This is a genomic window from Lutimonas sp., assembly GCF_051011215.1.
In the GTDB taxonomy this organism is placed as follows: domain Bacteria; phylum Bacteroidota; class Bacteroidia; order Flavobacteriales; family Flavobacteriaceae; genus Lutimonas.
In genome coordinates this window covers 92098-108445 of record NZ_JBPCUJ010000132.1, presented here as the reverse complement: position 1 = coordinate 108445, position 16348 = coordinate 92098, and the positions used below count along the sequence as shown (strand labels likewise).

The 16348-nt window shown below is 36.4% G+C and carries 14 protein-coding genes and 1 pseudogene; 10 read left to right on the top strand and 5 right to left on the bottom strand.

The annotated features are described in order from the left end of the window. Positions 1–47: 47 nt before the first annotated feature. A complete protein-coding gene (locus tag ACR2MV_RS13000; RefSeq protein ID WP_434022349.1) occupies positions 48–875 on the top strand; it encodes an aminotransferase class IV in 828 nt (275 codons plus the stop codon). A 1-nt stretch (position 876) separates the two neighbouring features. Here the strand turns inward: ACR2MV_RS13000 and ACR2MV_RS12995 are convergent, their stop codons facing one another. From ACR2MV_RS12995 to ACR2MV_RS12975, 5 genes are all read right to left on the bottom strand, one after another. Further along, positions 877–1434 (bottom strand): YqgE/AlgH family protein, encoded by a 558-nt coding sequence (locus ACR2MV_RS12995; protein WP_434022348.1) that lies wholly within the window; start codon positions 1432–1434, stop codon positions 877–879. Between the two features lie 93 nt (positions 1435–1527). Further along, positions 1528–1800, bottom strand: coding sequence for an HU family DNA-binding protein (locus tag ACR2MV_RS12990; protein WP_434022347.1), 273 nt, complete (start codon positions 1798–1800; stop codon positions 1528–1530). 194 nt (positions 1801–1994) lie between these two features. After that, positions 1995–2939: a methionyl-tRNA formyltransferase gene (gene fmt, locus ACR2MV_RS12985; protein WP_434022346.1), complete on the bottom strand. Its 945-nt coding sequence runs from the start codon at positions 2937–2939 to the stop codon at positions 1995–1997. Beyond that, positions 2936–4837, bottom strand: a complete 1902-nt coding sequence (locus tag ACR2MV_RS12980) for a RecQ family ATP-dependent DNA helicase (RefSeq protein ID WP_434022345.1) — start codon at positions 4835–4837, stop codon at positions 2936–2938. Before ACR2MV_RS12980 ends, fmt begins: the two co-directional genes overlap by 4 nt. Continuing rightward, positions 4834–5376 carry an AAA family ATPase gene (locus ACR2MV_RS12975; protein ID WP_434022344.1) on the bottom strand — a complete coding sequence of 181 codons (543 nt, stop codon included), beginning with the start codon at positions 5374–5376 and terminating at the stop codon, positions 4834–4836. Before ACR2MV_RS12975 ends, ACR2MV_RS12980 begins: the two co-directional genes overlap by 4 nt. An 85-nt stretch (positions 5377–5461) precedes the next feature. On the opposite strand from ACR2MV_RS12975, the gene ACR2MV_RS12970 reads away from it, so the two are divergent. From ACR2MV_RS12970 to ACR2MV_RS12930, 9 genes and pseudogenes are all read left to right on the top strand, one after another. Beyond that, positions 5462–5743: a DUF493 family protein gene (locus tag ACR2MV_RS12970; RefSeq protein WP_434022343.1), complete on the top strand. Its 282-nt coding sequence runs from the start codon at positions 5462–5464 to the stop codon at positions 5741–5743. 80 nt (positions 5744–5823) lie between these two features. Continuing rightward, on the top strand, positions 5824–7716 hold the full coding sequence (locus ACR2MV_RS12965; RefSeq protein WP_434022342.1) for a peptidylprolyl isomerase: 1893 nt from the start codon (positions 5824–5826) through the stop codon (positions 7714–7716). Continuing rightward, positions 7713–8546 carry a hypothetical protein gene (locus tag ACR2MV_RS12960; RefSeq protein ID WP_434022341.1) on the top strand — a complete coding sequence of 278 codons (834 nt, stop codon included), beginning with the start codon at positions 7713–7715 and terminating at the stop codon, positions 8544–8546. Before ACR2MV_RS12965 ends, ACR2MV_RS12960 begins: the two co-directional genes overlap by 4 nt. A gap of 1 nt (position 8547) precedes the next feature. Beyond that, positions 8548–9891 (top strand): peptidylprolyl isomerase, encoded by a 1344-nt coding sequence (locus tag ACR2MV_RS12955; RefSeq protein ID WP_434022340.1) that lies wholly within the window; start codon positions 8548–8550, stop codon positions 9889–9891. A gap of 5 nt (positions 9892–9896) precedes the next feature. Then, entirely contained in the window at positions 9897–10850 is a 954-nt protein-coding gene (locus ACR2MV_RS12950; RefSeq protein WP_434022339.1) for an AAA family ATPase, read from the top strand. 217 nt (positions 10851–11067) lie between these two features. Continuing rightward, positions 11068–11379, top strand: a pseudogene (locus ACR2MV_RS12945) (DUF2853 family protein); the annotation flags it as partial. Positions 11380–11508: 129 nt separating this feature from the next. Then, positions 11509–13341, top strand: a complete 1833-nt coding sequence (rpsA, locus tag ACR2MV_RS12940; protein WP_434022351.1) for a 30S ribosomal protein S1 — start codon at positions 11509–11511, stop codon at positions 13339–13341. A gap of 117 nt (positions 13342–13458) precedes the next feature. Next, on the top strand, positions 13459–14850 hold the full coding sequence (gene glmM, locus ACR2MV_RS12935; protein ID WP_434022338.1) for a phosphoglucosamine mutase: 1392 nt from the start codon (positions 13459–13461) through the stop codon (positions 14848–14850). A gap of 22 nt (positions 14851–14872) precedes the next feature. Then, positions 14873–16348, top strand: coding sequence for an aminotransferase class V-fold PLP-dependent enzyme (locus tag ACR2MV_RS12930; protein WP_434022337.1), 1476 nt, complete (start codon positions 14873–14875; stop codon positions 16346–16348).

Below are 16348 nucleotides of genomic sequence, written 5' to 3'. Positions count from 1 at the left end.
TTATCAAGGCTTTTTTTATTTTTGCCTTTTTAAACTAAAAGAGGTGTATGATCAATCAGAATGGTAATATTATCAAATCAGAGGAAATTCAACTGGATCAGCAGAACAGAGCCTTTAAATATGGGGATGGTATTTTTGATACACTTAAGTTTGAGAGCGGGCAGATCAATTTTGTAGAAGACCATTATTTTAGATTGATGTCTTCCATGAGGATGCTAAGAATGAAGATCCCTATGGATTTTACGCTTGAGTATTATATCAAACAGATAAAGTTGACCCTGATGGCAAATGATCTAAATGATTCAGGAAGAATTCGTGTCGATGTTTTCAGAAAAAGTGGTGGTTTATATACACCTGAGACCAATGAAATTGAATACGTGATTCAGGTCGGTGAGATTCGAGACCGTGACCAAAACAGCATTGAAATAGAACTTTTCAAAGACTTTCCTTTGGCCTCCGGACTTCTTTCCACGATAAAGACGAATAACAGAATCATCAATGTTTTGGGGAGTGTTTTTGCCAAGGAGAATAATTACCAGAATTGTATGTTACTCAATGAAAAAAAGGAATTGGTAGAAGCGCTCAATGCAAACGTTTTTCTGATCAAAGGGAATGATGTATTGACTCCTTCCCTTGAAACAGGTTGTATCAACGGAATCATTCGAAAGAAACTAATCGAAATGCTGAAGAAGCACGATACCTTTACTATTCAAGAAACGAAGATTTCTCCTTTTGATTTATTAAAAGTGGATGAAGTTTTCCTGACCAATTCGATAAATGAAATACAATCAGTAGCTACCTATAGAAAGAAATCGTACGCAAAAGTAAAAACTGCAATGATCGAGCAGTTGTTTTCTTTAGAGGTAAAAAAGTAATTTAATTCAAACTTGGATCTTTTGGAGAATTGGCCCATAGTTGGTAGATTCCACCAAACTTTAAAAGCTCATTCTTCCAAAAGTTATTGTGATTGATGGAGAAGAGATTTTTAAACTTATTTTCAACAATCAACCATGAAGTAGTTTGTAGTTCCTCTTCCAATTGTTTTTGACTCCATCCAGAATATCCTAAAAAGAACCTGATATCCTGTTTCGAAAGGATATCATCTTTTAACAAAGACTGAATAGAAGAAAAATCACCACCCCAAAAAATGCCGTCAGCAATTTCGAGACTATCCGGTATGAGTTCAGGTACCTTATGTACAAAATATAGGTTATCCTCAGAAACGGGGCCACCAAAATATACTTTAAGTGAAGAGTCAACGTCAGGAATCAGATCACTTATTGTATAAGGAGAAGGTTTGTTAAAAATAAAACCTACAGAACCACTGTCGTTGTGTTCTGTAAGAAGAACGACCGATCTGTTGAAAGAACTATCACTCAAAATAGAAGGCTCCGCAATGAGTAACTTACCTTTCGTTGGTTTTAAAGTTGTCATAATAAATAAGTTCTGATTAAATGTACAAAAAATAAATTAATAAAAAAACCCTCTAAAATAGAGGGTTTTAATATAATTTATTGAAGAACTTGATTAGTTCACTGAATCTTTTAATTCAGATCCTGCTTTGAATTTTACTACTTTTCTTGCAGGGATTTTAATAGTTGCACCAGTTTGAGGATTTCTTCCGTCTCTTGCAGCTCTATCTGAAACTGAAAAAGAACCAAAACCTACTAAAGATACTCTACCACCAGTCATTAATTCACCTGTGATGCTTTTCATCATGGCGTCTAAAGCTTTTCCTGCAGCAGCTTTTGAAATTCCAGCATTTGAAGACATTGCTTCAATTAAATCTGATTTGTTCATAATTTAAAATTTTTTAAAATTGGTTAAATATTCGTTTTTTTGCCTTTCAATAGCAAGACAAATATAGATTTTATAAGGGTTTACGCAAGTTTTACTCCTCAAAAACCATCTAATTGTTGATAATTAAGCTGAATTTGTTGATAAACCCATAAAAAAAATAGAAAAATGACGCTAAGTCCTTATATTTATTGTGATTAGAACATTTTTGAACCTCTGTCAAATTCATAACCATTTAGTAAGCTGCCTGCATCCATTCTTCGCTTTCCTGCCAATTTCAAATCTTTAATATCGAGCTGTCCATCCTTTAAGGCGACCCTTATATGCTTCTTTGAAATAATCAGGTGACCAATTTCAAATTCATGAGGTTCATCAATCAATTCACTTTCGTAAATTTTCAATTCAATCTGATTACCATGATTCTCAAGAAGTGTCCACGCACCTGGATATGGGTTTAACCCTCTGATATGATTGTAAATTGAAATCCCGGATTGATGCCAGTCGATTTTACAATTTTCTTTATGAAGTTTTGGGGCTTCCTTATAGCTTCCGCTTTTCTGTTTCTGAGGTTCAAGATTACCGGCCATAATCAAATCAACGGTTTCCACCACTGTTTTACTACCTATGTCCATTAGCTGGTCATGCAAGGCACCAGCAGAGATGGTATTCGAAACAGGTAAAGACTCCTGCTGAATAATAGCTCCGGTATCAATATCTTCATTTAAAAAGAAAGTAGTGACACCTGTTTTCTTTTCTCCATTGATGATCGCCCAATTAATAGGTGCTGCTCCTCTGTAGTCCGGTAGGAGAGAGGCGTGTAAATTAAAAGTGCCAAGATCAGGCATGTCCCATACTTGTTTGGGCAACATTCTAAAGGCAACAACAATCTGAAGGTCCGCTTTTAATGCTTTTAATTCATTTAAAAAGCCTTCATCTTTTAAATTTGTTGGTTGGAGGATTCTGATATCCTTTGACAGCGCATATTTCTTTATGGCAGATTGGTTGATCTTTCTACCTCGCCCGGAGGGTTTATCCGGTGCTGTAATTACAGCAACAATGTTTTTATTTGCTTCAACAAGGGCATTTAAACTGGCCACTGCAAAATCAGGAGTGCCCATAAAAACGATTCGTGGATCTTTCATTCTTTTATGTAAAAGTTATTTTGCAAATCTATACCTATCCTTTTTTGTTCAACCAATATTTCTAGAGTTTTTATAATCAATTTTTTATCTACGGATAAGTGCAAACTAATCTCATTGATGTCCAAAAGCTGTTTTGATCTCAGCAGGTTTAAGATTTCCTGCGAATAATTGTTTTTATCAGGGACAGCATTTGAATTTATTTTTTTGCATGTATCGCATTTACCGCATGGGTCTTCAAGATTCTCGGAAAAATAGTCGAGTAGTAGCCTTTGTCTGCACAAGTTGTCATTTGTAATCATATTTTCCAATGCAATGGCTTTTCTGATTTTCGTCTTATTGCGATTTTCAATATGATCTTTTATTGAATGGTAGATAAAATTATCTTCTCGTGGTACAAGAAAATTCAACTTCATAAGGCCACTTGACCTATCATATTTTAAACGTTCATCTTTGGCAAGAGTTTGAATGATATTGGTAATTTCTTGCTTTGATTTATTTAGTTTTTGGGCTAAAAAATTCTCATTAATATTGATAAACTGATCCAGAATTCCGCCGTAAGACCTTAACAGCATATGCAGGACTTGGGATGTGTCGTCATTCCTTTCTTGTGCTTTAAGTAATTGCTTTGGACGCTCAATGATTTTTATTTTTGACACCTTAGCCAGTCCTTGATCGACAGAAATAATATGTTCGTTTTGCAAATGCTGTATGGCATTGTACACCTTTCGATAAGGAAATTTATAGCGAATCGAGAATTCCTGAAGATCTATTTGAAATGGCTCTTCTCGGTATTCGCCTTTTCCTATATATAGGAAGTCGTTTAATTTACTGTATATATCGAGACATTCCTTGGCGCTTACCAGGGATTGATCTATCATTTGTTTAGTTTCGTAAAAGCTATTCTTGTTATACAGTAAATAGGTCCAGGACTTTTTCCCATCTCTTCCGGCCCTGCCAATTTCCTGAATATAGTTTTCAATACTATAAGGAATATGCATATGGATTATAAGCCGCACGTTTGACTTGTCAATACCCATGCCAAAAGCGTTTGTGGCTACCATTACTTTAGAGGTTTCCGATTTCCATTGTTCTAAGGAATTGCTTTTTTCATCGTGAGAAAGCCCCCCGTGATAATAAGTTGCCGGAATCTGATGCTGTTGCAGGTATCGTGAGATTTGAACTGTATTCGTCCTGGATCCGACATAGATAATTGAGGGCTGATCTACTGATTTTAGTAATTGAATAGCAGCTCCTCGAATATTCTCTGTTTGGTGCATATTGATGCATAAGTTCTCCCTGAAATAGGATGTTTTAAAAAGTTGGGCAGTGGACAAATTCAGGGTGTCAGTAATGTCTTCTATGACCTTTGATGTAGCGGTAGCTGTTAAGGCAATTTTCGGCGTGTTGGGTTGCAATTCATTTAAAATGGGAATCTGTAAGTAAGCTGGCCTAAAGTCATGTCCCCATTGAGAGACACAATGAACCTCATCAATGGCAATCAGGTTTATCTGCAGTTGAGCAATCTTTTCCTGAATGAATTCTGATTGTAACTTCTCAGGTGAGAGATAGAGAAACTTATAAGCTCCATGCGCTAAATTATCAAAGGCAATAATTGTTTCATGTCTGTTTAGTTTGGCACTAAGTGCCATTGCTTTTATTCCTTTTTGCTGCAGTCCGGTCACCTGATCTTCCATCAATGCGATAAGCGGTGAAATCACCAGGCAAACGCCTTCATTAAGCAGGGCTGGAATTTGGTAACATAACGATTTACCGGCTCCGGTAGGTAATAAAACAAAAACATCTTTCTTAGCTAAAACGGCCTTTATAATTTCTTCCTGAGGTGATCGGAATGAGTCAAAACCCCAATATTTTTTTAATACTTCAATTGCCTTGTTCATAGGCTCTCCGTATGCTTTAATAAAAAGGCAACTCTTGATTTCACACTTCCTTCAGGCACTATAACAATGTCATAGTCAATATCTTTATAGGCTTTAACAAGGTGCTCGTATATCAACTCAGATTGGTCGAATGATTCATACCGTTCATTGTCAGTTTTATAAATAGCCTTCCAAGGTGGCATCATAAAAATTTTTGCATAACGATGCTCCATACTTTTTTCAATATAATCGTTTGGATACTGTGTACCTGAATATTCCATATAGGCGTGAATATCTGGAATCCCCCGATCAAAAAACACCTTATTTACCTGGTGTTTTTCAGCCTCTTTATACTGATCAATCCTTCCTTCTAACAAAAGCTTGCTAAAGAGTAATGGGTCTTTTAAAAATAACTGATCTATACCTGATTCTTGTGCCTGTTTTGTAATTGTTCGTGAAATTTCGGGCATACAGGTAAACGCCATTTTTTGAAGCGCTTCTATTAAAGTAGACTTTCCAGTACCAGGTCCTCCGGTAATAACTATTTTATTTTGCTTCAAGGCAATCGAATTATTCTTTAGACAATTCAAAATTAAGAAAATAATAGTTGTAAATTTGAACACTTTTCAATTCAAAAATATAAGCATGAGTAAGGAGTCAGAATTTTACGAAAAATTAAAGAAAAGTTTGATTGAAACTACTGAGTTTCCGACAAAATACATGTATAAATTCATTATTCCCAGTGGAGATGATAAATTCAAGCAGATTGAGAATATTTTTGATAATTTGGGAGCCGTCATCAATTCTAAACCATCAAAAACAGGAAAATACACCAGTTTAACAATTTTGGTCAAGATGAAATCACCCGATGAAATAATTGAAAAATACAAAGAAGTATCTAAAGTTGAAGGTGTCATTTCTTTGTGATAATTTTAACAAGACAATTAAAAAATATAAAATATTTTTGACCGTTAGAGGATTTGTTAAGAGAGAGGAAACAATTGAAAATGAGGATAAAGAAAGTAATGATCTTATCTGCCATGCTGATCAGTGGATTTGTAAGCGGACAGGTGGAGGACAAAAAGCTTTTCAGTATTAATGGTGAAGATGTCTATAACTCGGAATTTATAAGAGTTTACGAAAAGAATAAAGACATAGTAGTTGAAGATGAAAGAAAAGGTTTTGACGATTACTTTAACCTATTTGTCGATTTCAAATTAAAACTTGCTCAGGCACGGGAAATGAAGCTGGACACGGTTCGTTCTTATACTTCGGAGCTGGAGAGTTATCGGGACCAACTAATTCAACCATATCTACAAAATCAGGAAGCTACTGAAGACCTTATAAAAGAGGCCTATCAGAGAACAGTGGAAGAAATCAACGCGAGTCATATTTTAGTGCTTCTAGAACCAGATGCAATTCCAGCGGATACGCTCAAGGCTTTCAATAAAATTATAGAAGCAAGAAACAAAGTTTTGAATGGTGCTGCTTTTGAAATGGTTGCCCAAGAGTATTCTGAAGATCCATCTGCCCAATCAAACGGAGGAAATTTGGGATATTTTTCAGCTTTTTCTATGGTGTATCCCTTTGAGAATGCTGCCTATCAAACATCTGTTGGAGATGTTTCCCAACCTTTTAGAACACAATTCGGGTACCATATTATTGAGGTAGTAGACAGACGTGAATCACCTGGTGAAATTCAGGTAGCTCACATCATGGTAAAGAATGATACTGTCGATGCCAATAACTCCAGAAATAAAATAAATGAAATTTATCAGAAGTTGCATCAAGGCGGGGATTTTGCTACCATTGCCAAGGAGCATTCTGATGACCTAAGTTCGGCTCAAAAAGGCGGCGTCTTGCCTAAATTTGGTCCGGGAAGAATGATTAAGACCTTTGAAGATATCGCTTTTGACCTTCAAAATGAGGGAGATTATTCAGCACCTTTTAAAAGCGATTATGGTTGGCATATATTGAAATTGTTGCAAAAATATCCGATTCCATCCTATGAAGAATTACATGCGAAACTCGCTTCAAAAGTTAAAAATGGTAGTAGATCAAATTATGTAGAAGCCTCTTTGGCGCAAAAAGTTGGCGCAGAATATCAGGTAGTTACTTATAAGGCTAAATTGCAATTACATCCAGGTATCAATGGTTTTTCGATGAGTATGGATACCCTCTTAAAAGTTGAAGGCAATATGTATACTGGAAATGACTTTTATGAGTACGCCAAGAATCTGTCGAAAATCACCTTGTCGGAATCCTATGATCATTTTAAAAATAATATGGTAATCCAATATTATAAAGATCATTTAGAAGAAACGAATAAAGATTTTTCCTTGACATACAATGAATACAAGGATGGATTATTATTGTTTGAACTATTGCAAAAGGAAGTATGGGAAAAATCAGAAAATGATTCTCTGGGCCTGCAACAATATTTTGAGGCAAACAGAGATCGTTATAAATGGAAGAAAAGAGCTGAATTAAGCATTGCAAGTTGCACGCAAAAAGAAAAGGCTGTATTGGTGCAAGAACTTTTATTGAAAGATTTGGAAACAGACTCAATTAAAAACGTGATCAACGAAGGTGCTCGTATTCATGTGCTATTCAGTAAGGGTACACTCGAAGAAGGGAGCTCCAAACTACCAGCTGATTATGAAATATCCATGGGTGTTTCGGACATCTATGAAGATGCTGCCCATAATTTTACAATTATGAAGGTAGATGCCATTTTTGAGCCTAAATCAAAAGAGTTAACAGAAACTCGCGGAGAGGTAATGAATGATTATCAGAATTACCTGGAAGAAGAATGGGTCAAGGAATTAAGGGGCTATTATACTGTAAAAGTGAATCAAAAAAATTACAAAGAACTAAAACAAAGATTTGAACTCGAATGAGAAAGCTGCTGCTCATATATGGATTGATTTTTACCGGTTTTGTAAGTTGCGAACAGGAAGCAGCAGATCAGAATGCGGTCGCTCGTGTGAATGATCACTATTTATTGAAAAGTGATTTGGATGAAGCAATGCCTCAAGGTCTGGGCAGTGAAGACAGTTTGCTTTACAGAAACAATTATATTAAAATTTGGGCTACCAAGGAGTTGCTTTTGGAAAAAGCAAAGATTAATGTGGAAGATGATAATGATGAAATTGAAAACTTAATTCGAGATTACAGAAAAGAACTGTTGATTGATCGGTATAAAAAGGCCCTCTTGCAGCAGGAACTGGATACGGTGATCACGGATAAGGATATCAGTGATTATTACGAGTCAAATAAAAATGTATACAGACTTAATGAGAAGTTAATACAGTTGAAGTACATTCATTTTAGTGAAGAGATGAACGACAAGAAAGATCTTGTAAAAATGTTTAAATCCGAAGCTCCTGAGGATCTGGAAGAATTGATTGCTCGAGAACTGGAGTTTTATTCTTTTTCCTTTAATGACAGTATTTGGGTAGCTTACAGGGATGTGGAAAAGAAATTACCTTTTTTAAAAGAAGAAAAAAATATAAAAAAGAATCAATATATTCATAAAGAAGATTCATTAGGAGTATATTTGCTGGCTGTTAAGGATCTGCGCCTTAGAAATGAGGTGGCTCCTTTGAATTATGTGATTCCAACAATAAAGCAGATGATTTTGCATAAGCGAAAGTTGGAGCTAATGAATGAAATAGAAAAGACAATTATGGTGGATGCCATAAACAATAAACAATTTGAACAGTATTAAAATGAAAAGAATTTTAATGATAGCGATACTTGCCTGCAGTCTTCAATTAGAAGCTCAGGAAAAGGTTAAAATTGATGGTGTTGCTACAGTAGTAGGAGATAACATTGTGCTTGATTCAGAAATTGATGCCTTTAAACAGGAATTGATTCAGCAGAGTGGTGGACAGATTGAAATATCAGACTGTGAAATGTTGGAACAAATCATGAATAGAAAGTTACTGGCACACCATGCGGTGATTGATAGTATCGCTGTGAACGAAGGCGAAATTCAGCAACAGGTACAGCGTAAAACTGAATATTTTACCCAGCAACTGGGCTCTCCTGAAAAAATGCTGGAGCTCTATGGCTTTGATAATATGAAAGATCTTAAAGATGAGCTTTACAGGGTAGAAAAAGAAGGTTTGTTAATTGAGAAGATGCAGCAGCAGCTGACATCAGACATTGATATTACTCCGGAAGAAGTAAAACGCTATTACAATAGTTTGGAAGCAGAAGGTAACTTACCGGAAATAGGTGCTGAAATCGAATTGTCCCAAATCGTATTGAATATTGAACCGACCCCTGAAGAAGTTCAAAAAACCATTGATCGATTAAATGAAATCAAAAAGGAAGTTGAAGATGGAGGTAATTTCAAGATGAAAGCCATCTTGTATTCTGATGACCCTGGTGTAACTCAAAATAGTGGTTTTTATTCTATCGAAAGAAACAGCCCTTTTGTAAAGGAATTTAAAGAAGCTGCTTTTAGTATGGAAGAAGGAGAAATATCTCAACCTTTTAAATCAGATTTTGGATACCATATTTTGATGGTGGACAAAATAAAAGGAAAGCAGCGTGATGTATATCATATCTTAATGCAGCCAAAAGCAGATGATGCTGCGGCTGAGCGAGTGAGAGATTCTCTCAGTAAATACAGAAAGCAAATACTGAAACTTGAATTACCATTTGAAGAGGCAGTAATAAAGTATTCACAGGATAAAGACACCAGATTGAGCAAAGGAGTTTTGATGAATCCGGTATCAGGTGACACCCATTTTGATTTGACAAGAATGGATCCTGAATTGTATTCAAAGGTGAGTAATTTAAAAGAAGGAGAGATAAGTGAGGTATTTCTTGATGAGACAAGACAAGGACTTAAAATGTATAAGATTTTGCTATTGAAAAGCAGAACAGAGGCCCATACTGCAGATCTGGTTCAGGATTATGTAAAAATAATGGAACTGGCACTTCAAAAGAAAAAGACAGAGCAAATAGAGAATTGGTCGGAAGAAAAGATCATGGACACCTATGTTAATATCAATGAGGTGTACACGAGTTGTGAATTCAAAAGTAACTGGGCCAAAAACTAATATTCATGTCTGATGTCGCTAAAATCGATGCCCTTGTAAAAAGTTATTCTCTTTTAAAGAAAGAGATCGGAAAGGTAATTGTTGGTCAGCACGATGCCGTGGATCATGTCTTACTTTCGGTTTTATGTGGGGGGCATTCACTTTTAATTGGCGTGCCGGGATTGGCAAAAACACTTTTGGTTAATACGGTTGCCAAGGCCTTAGGTTTAGACTTTAAACGCATACAGTTTACACCAGATCTGATGCCTTCGGATATTTTAGGAAGCGAAATTCTGGATGAGAACCGACAATTTAAATTCATCAAAGGACCGATTTTTGCCAATATAATTTTAGCTGACGAAATTAACCGAACACCACCTAAGACTCAGGCGGCGTTGCTGGAAGCTATGCAAGAAAAATCAGTAACGGTGGCCGGACATAGTTTTGAATTAGATTTACCATTTTTTGTTTTAGCGACTCAGAATCCCATTGAGCAAGAAGGGACTTATCCTTTGCCAGAAGCACAACTTGATAGGTTTATGTTCAGCATTTACCTTGATTACCCTTCTTTTGAGGAAGAGGTTTTTGTTGCAAAAAACACAACTAATGACGACAGTATTACTGTGAACGCTGTGTTTAAACAAGTAGATATTTTGGATTATCAGCATTTGATCAGAAGAATGCCGATTGCTGATAATGTGGTAGAATACGCCGTGAAACTATCTACAAAAACACGTCCGAAAGAAGAAAATGCGCCAGAAATAGTCAAGAATTATATCGATTGGGGTGCCGGACCACGAGCCTCACAGAATTTGGTACTTGCCGCTAAAGCGTATGCTGCGATTCATGGAAAATATTCTCCTGATATAGCAGATGTACAGGCCGTTGCCCATGGGATATTGCATCATAGGATTGTGAAAAACTACAAGGCAGAGGCGGAAGGAATTACAGAAACTCAAATAATCAATTCACTTCTCTAAATTAAGCTATTGATTAACAGGTAGTTGTATGTCTACCTTTCATTCTTTTAAAGATTATTCATTTCGGTATTGTTAGAACAACAATTTGTTCGTATATTTGCACGCCTTTTGAGCGATTTCAGATTTTCAAAGGGTGTAGCTAAATAAGTATAATTTCTCTTATTGTTTTAGTCGCTAATAAATCTGTGGAACCGTAAGATACAAAGTATAAGACACTATGTCGAAACTACAAGAAAAAATTGATCTATACACAGGCGCAGCCGAAAAACTAGGTATAGAATTAAACGCAGATCTTTTTAAATTGGTTACCAAAGGATTGGGGCCTTCAATCTACAAAGAGGATGCTGAATTGGTTTCTTCATCGAATAAAGATGAATTAGAAACAATCAAAAAGAATTTCCTAATCAAAAAACTTGGACTTGATAAAGACGATGCTTCGTTAGATGCAAGTATTGCGAAGGCAATTGAAACTTTAGGGACAAGTAACAGAAAAAAGTACCGTGCATTGTTTTACTATTTATTGGTAAAGGAAACTGGTTCAGAAGCTGTGTATGCTGAGGCAAAAGAGGAGTCAACAGAAGCTCCTGCAAAAGCTGAAAAGGAAGAAAAAGCTGCAAAAAGTGCTAGTAAAAAAGTTGAAAAAACAAAAAAAGAAGAAGTGATAGAAGAAAAAGTAACAGAAAAAGCTGCGGCTCCTGCAGAGGTTAAAGAAACCGCTGCGCCAGTTGCAGAAAAAGCTGAAACAGTTGTTGATGCCGGTAAATTCCTGAGTGATTTTGATTGGCAAAAATATGAAGAAGGTATTGAGGCAGTTGATCAGGTTCAATTAGATGAGTTTGACAAGGCCTTGGAAAATACTGTTGGATTTGTTGAAGAGCGTCAGGTAATTGACGGTACAGTTGTTCGTATTACTGATCGTGAAGCGATTATTGATATCAACTCAAAATCTGAAGGTGTAATTTCTTTAAATGAATTCAGATATAACCCACATTTAAAAGTAGGTGATACTGTTGAAGTTAAAGTTGATAAACTTGAAGATAGTACAGGTCAGTTAGTTCTTTCTCATAGAAAAGCAAGAGTAATTAAGGCTTGGGATAGAGTTAATAAGGCTCACGAAACTCAAGAAATCGTTACTGGTTATGTGAAGTGTAGAACCAAGGGAGGTATGATCGTTGACGTATTCGGAATCGAAGCATTCTTACCAGGTTCGCAAATTGATGTAAAACCAATTAGAGATTACGATCAATTTGTTGACAAGAATATGGAATTCAAAGTTGTGAAAATCAACCATGAATTTAAGAATATTGTTGTTTCGCATAAAGCACTTATTGAGGCTGATCTTGCAGAACAGAAAAAAGAAATCATCGGTCAATTAGAAAAAGGTCAAGTACTGGAAGGTGTTGTTAAAAACATTACTTCATATGGTGTATTTGTTGATCTTGGAGGAGTTGATGGATTGGTTCACATTACTGACTTATCTTGGAGTAGAATTAACCACCCAAGTGAAATCGTTGAATTGGATCAAAAACTGAATGTTGTAATTCTTGACTTTGATGATGAGAAAACAAGAATTCAACTTGGATTGAAACAATTGAGCAAGCATCCATGGGAAGCTTTAGATGAAAATCTTAAAGTTGGTGATAAAGTAAAAGGTAAAGTTGCTATTATAGCTGATTACGGTGCATTTATCGAAGTAAGCGAAGGTGTTGAAGGATTGATTCACGTGTCTGAAATGTCATGGTCAACTCACTTGAGATCTGCACAGGACTTCGTAAAAGTTGGAGATGTTGTTGAAGCGGTAATTCTTACACTAGATAGAGAAGAAAGAAAAATGTCTCTTGGTATCAAGCAATTACAACCAGATCCATGGACAGATATTACTACCAAATATCCTGTAGGTTCTAAGCATACAGGTACTGTAAGAAACTACACTAACTTTGGTGTGTTTGTTGAGTTGGAAGAAGGTATCGACGGATTGGTATATATTTCTGATCTTTCCTGGACGAAGAAAATCAAGCACCCATCTGACTTTGTAAAAGTTGGTGATAAACTTGAGGTTGAAGTTCTTGAATTAGATGTTGAAGGACGTAAATTGAATTTAGGTCACAAACAAACAACTGAGAATCCTTGGGACAAGCACGAATCTACCTATACGATTGATTCAGTACATACTGGAACCATCAAAGAAGTGAATGATAAAGGTGCGATAGTAACTTTTGAAGATGGTGTTGAGGCATTTGTTCCTGGACGTCATATGGAAAAAGAAGACAGATCTAAATTAGTTAAAGGTGATACAGTTGAATTTAAAGTATTAGAATTCAATAAAGAATACAGAAGATTGGTTGTATCTCACTCAGCTATTTTTAGAGCTCAGGAAGAAAGAAATATCAAAGCTGTTAACAAACAAGCTGATCAGGTTGAAAAAACAACCTTGGGAGATATTTCAGGATTGGCTGATCTTAAAAAGAAAATGGAGTCAGGTAAGAAATAAACCATCCATTTTATACATAACTAAACCGTTCTTATTTTGGTCTTCAAAATTTGAACGGTTTTTTTATGGTTGAATTTTAGTTAAAAGGTATATTTGCTACAGCTTAAAAAAGAACAAATGACATTAATAAAATCTATATCGGGAATTCGAGGAACCATTGGAGGTTCTACAGATGAAAACCTCACACCACTTGATGCTGTTAAATTTGCTTCAGCCTATGGTTCGTGGCTTTTAAAGAGAAATGAGACTGGAAAAAAATTGAATGTAGTAATCGGAAGGGATGCCAGAATTTCTGGTAAAATGATCAGTAGTCTGGTCTCTAATACGCTGGTTGGTTTGGGTATTGATGTACTGGATCTGGGCCTGTCAACAACACCAACTGTAGAAATAGCAGTTCCTTTGGAAAAGGCTGATGGAGGAATTATTGTAACAGCTTCGCATAATCCAAAACAATGGAATGCCTTAAAATTATTGAATGAGGACGGCGAATTCTTAGATGCGGCTGAAGGAAATATCATATTAGAACTGGCAGCAGCTCAGGAATTTGATTATGCAGAAGTTGATGATTTGGGTGTTTATGTCAAAGACAGGGATTATCTTAAAAAGCACATTGATGAAGTCTTAAAACTACCACTGGTAGATGTAGAAAGTATCCGTCGCGCTGGTTTTAAAGTAGTTGTAGATGCAGTTAATTCTACCGGAGGTCTTGTGATTCCTCAGTTATTGGATGCTTTAGGTGTTGAATGCATTAAATTATTTTGTACGCCGAATGGGGAATTTCCTCATAACCCGGAACCACTTCCTAAGCATTTGGAAGACATTTCAAAATTGGTAGTAGCAGAAAAGGCGGATTTGGGAATCGTCGTAGATCCGGATGTAGATCGATTGGCCATTGTGAATGAAGACGGCAGTATGTTTGGTGAAGAATACACCCTGGTAGCATGTGCAGACTATGTTTTATCCAAAACTCCTGGCAATACGGTATCGAACCTGTCTTCTTCAAGAGCATTGAGAGATGTAACTCAAAAGCATGGAGGTGTTTATGAGGCAAGTGCTGTAGGAGAAGTAAATGTGGTCGAATTGATGAAAAAGAACAAGGCCATTATAGGCGGCGAAGGGAACGGAGGAATTATATATCCGGAATCACATTACGGGAGAGATGCATTGGTTGGAGTCGGCTTATTCCTTAGCCATTTAGCGCAGTTGAAAATATCATCTAAGACCCTAAGAGATTCTTACCCGGCTTATTTTATGAGTAAGAATAAGATTGAATTAACACCTCAGATAGATGTGGATGGTATTTTAAATGCCATGGCATCAACCTATAAAAATGAAGATCTTAGCACGATAGATGGAGTGAAAATTGATTTTGAAAAAGAATGGGTACATTTGAGAAAGTCGAACACGGAGCCTATCATTAGAATTTATACGGAAAGTGATTCTCAGGATCATGCAGAGGCTTTGGCCCAAAGAATCATTGAAGAAATTAAGACAATAGCCAAGATATAAGTTGGTGAAAAAAACAAATGGCATGAGTTTAGAAAAGTATTTTGATAAATTCCGTCAGGAAATAATAGGTATTGATGAAACCTTTGAAACACCATTTGGTGTGCAGAAGATGATTTATGCCGATTGGACGGCAAGTGGAAGAATGTACCGTCCGATAGAGGAGAAAATGCTACATGAATTCGGTCCTTTTGTAGCAAATACCCATACAGAAACGACCTTTTCCGGATCTGCAATGACACTGGCTTATCATGAAGCCAGGCAGATAATTAAGAGACACGTTAATGCTGGCCCCGACTGCGCACTCATTGCTGAGGGAACCGGAATGACTGGGGTAATTAACAAATTCCAAAGAATTCTGGGCTTGAAAGTTTCAGAAAACTTAAAGGATCTGGCAGCCACGATTCCTGATGCTAAAAAGCCAGTAGTTTTTATTACTCATATGGAGCATCATTCGAATCAGACTTCCTGGTTAGAAACCATTGCAGATGTTGAGATTATTCCCTGTGATGAAACAGGATTGGTAGCGTATGATAGTCTGGCAGGACTGTTGGAGAAGTACAAGCATAAAGAAATGAAGATTGCTTCCATCACAGCTTGTTCCAATGTAACGGGAATACAAACCGATTACCATCGAATTGCGAAAATAATGCATCAACATGATGGTGTCTGTTTTGTTGATTTTGCCTGTTCGGCTCCTTATGTCAGAATTAATATGAATCCAGAAGATGAAGAGGAGCGTCTGGATGCTATCTTTTTTTCACCACATAAATTTTTAGGTGGTCCCGGAACTTCCGGGGTATTGATTTTCCATAAATCACTGTATAAAAATATGATTCCTGATAATCCGGGAGGAGGAACAGTTAACTGGACCAATCCCTGGGGAGAACATCGGTATTTGGAAGATATTGAAACGCGTGAGGATGGAGGGACACCTGGTTTTTTACAGACGATTCGAATTGCCTTGGCTGTGCAATTAAAAGAAGAAATGGGCATTGATAAGATTCATGAAAGAGAAAATGAAATTATCGATCATATTTTTAAGGAATTAATGCCGATTAAGAATTTAAAATTACTGGCTTCTCAACACAGTGAAAGGTTGGGCGTATTTTCGTTCTATATTGACGACTTGCATTATAATCTGGGAGTCAAATTATTGAACGACAGGTTTGGTATTCAAACAAGAGGAGGATGTTCCTGTGCCGGTACCTATGGGCATTTCTTATTGCATGTAGATCAGCAACAATCGCATGATTTATTAGAGAAAATGGACCAGGGTTGCCTTATTGAACGTCCGGGATGGATTCGAATGTCAATTCATCCAACCACTACGGATGCTGAAGTTACGTTTATGTGTGATGCGATCAAGAAACTTGCGGCTAATTTTGAAGAATGGTCCAAGGATTATTCATATGATACGCCAAGTAATGAATTTTTACATACCTCGTTCCAGTCTAAAGAAAAAGAACTTGTCCATCAATGGTTTAATTTGAATGCATAA